Here is a 1,120-nt window from a genome sequence, read left to right on the forward strand (position 1 = left end):
CGCCCGGCGCGGCTCGCGGTGTTGCACGGCATCGCGCCGGGCGAGGAGGGTGCGGCGCTCGCCGGACTGGCGGCGCCGGTGCTCAACAGCGCCGAGCAGATCGTCCGCTGGCGCGAAGCGGGCGGGGGCCGCTGCCATGTGATGATCGATACCGGCATGAGCCGGCTGGGGCTCGACTGGCGCGAGGATATTGCCGGGCTGTGCGCCGGGCTCGATATCGATCTGTGCATGAGCCATCTGGCATCGGCGGAAGAGGATACGGCGCAGAATGCCGCGCAGCTCGCGAGATTTGAACAGGCACGCCAGCAGGTTGCGGCGCGGCGCTACAGCTTCGCCAACAGCGCGGGCATTGCGCTGGGCACCGGCTATCATTTCGACTGCACCCGCCCCGGCCTCGCGCTTTATGGCGGCGTGCCCTGCGACGCGCTGGCAGACCATATCTGCCCCGTGATGCGGATCGAGACGCGCATCCTGCAGGTGCGCCATGTCCGCGCGGGCGACAGCGTCGGCTATGGCGCGACCTTTGTCGCGCAGCACGACATGCGCACCGCAACGCTGGCGCTGGGCTATGCCGATGGCTTCAAGCGGGCCTTGTCGTCGATCGGAGCCTTCCGGAATGGCGATGCGCGCCTGCCGATCCTGGGACGCGTGTCGATGGACCTGACCTGTATCGACCTCAGCGCTGCGCCCGCTCTGGGCGAGGGCGACTGGATCGCGGCCGATTTCGTCCTGCCCGAGGTTCAGGCCGCGACCGGGATCAGCCAATATGAATGGCTCACCCAGATCGGCCGACGGTTCGACCGGATCTGGGTGGATTGAGCGCCTGGACGACATCGCTCGTCACCCCCGCGAAGGCGGGGGTGTGGATTCACGTTTGAAGTGCAACACTGGTTTGAATGTCATGGAATGCCTCTTCGGGTGTTCGGAAGTCCAGGCATTTTCTGGGCGTGGCATTGTATCGATTTGCTATGGCCTGGATGTCGTCGTCGGTGAGAGTGGCGATGTCGGCTTTGCGCGGCATGGATCGCCTGAGTCTGCCGATGGCGTTTTCGACCCCGCCCTTCTGCCAGGGTGATCGCACATCGCAGAAGAAGGTCTGGATATGGGTTTGGGCGGCGAT

Annotated in this window: 2 protein-coding genes; one reads left to right on the forward strand and one right to left on the reverse strand. The window is 65.7% G+C overall.

Features of this window, described 5'->3' with window-relative positions:
- The coding region (locus DM995_RS17940) for an alanine racemase (RefSeq protein WP_116970581.1) at positions 1 to 819 on the forward strand (819 nt) is incomplete at its 5' end.
- A 49-nt stretch (positions 820 to 868) separates the two neighbouring features.
- Here the strand turns inward: DM995_RS17940 and DM995_RS21395 are convergent.
- Positions 869 to 1,120 (reverse strand): IS30 family transposase (locus DM995_RS21395; RefSeq protein ID WP_198669464.1); only part of this gene is annotated, 252 nt, incomplete at its 5' end.

The organism is Blastomonas sp. UPD001 (assembly GCF_003426715.1).
In the GTDB taxonomy this organism is placed as follows: domain Bacteria; phylum Pseudomonadota; class Alphaproteobacteria; order Sphingomonadales; family Sphingomonadaceae; genus Blastomonas.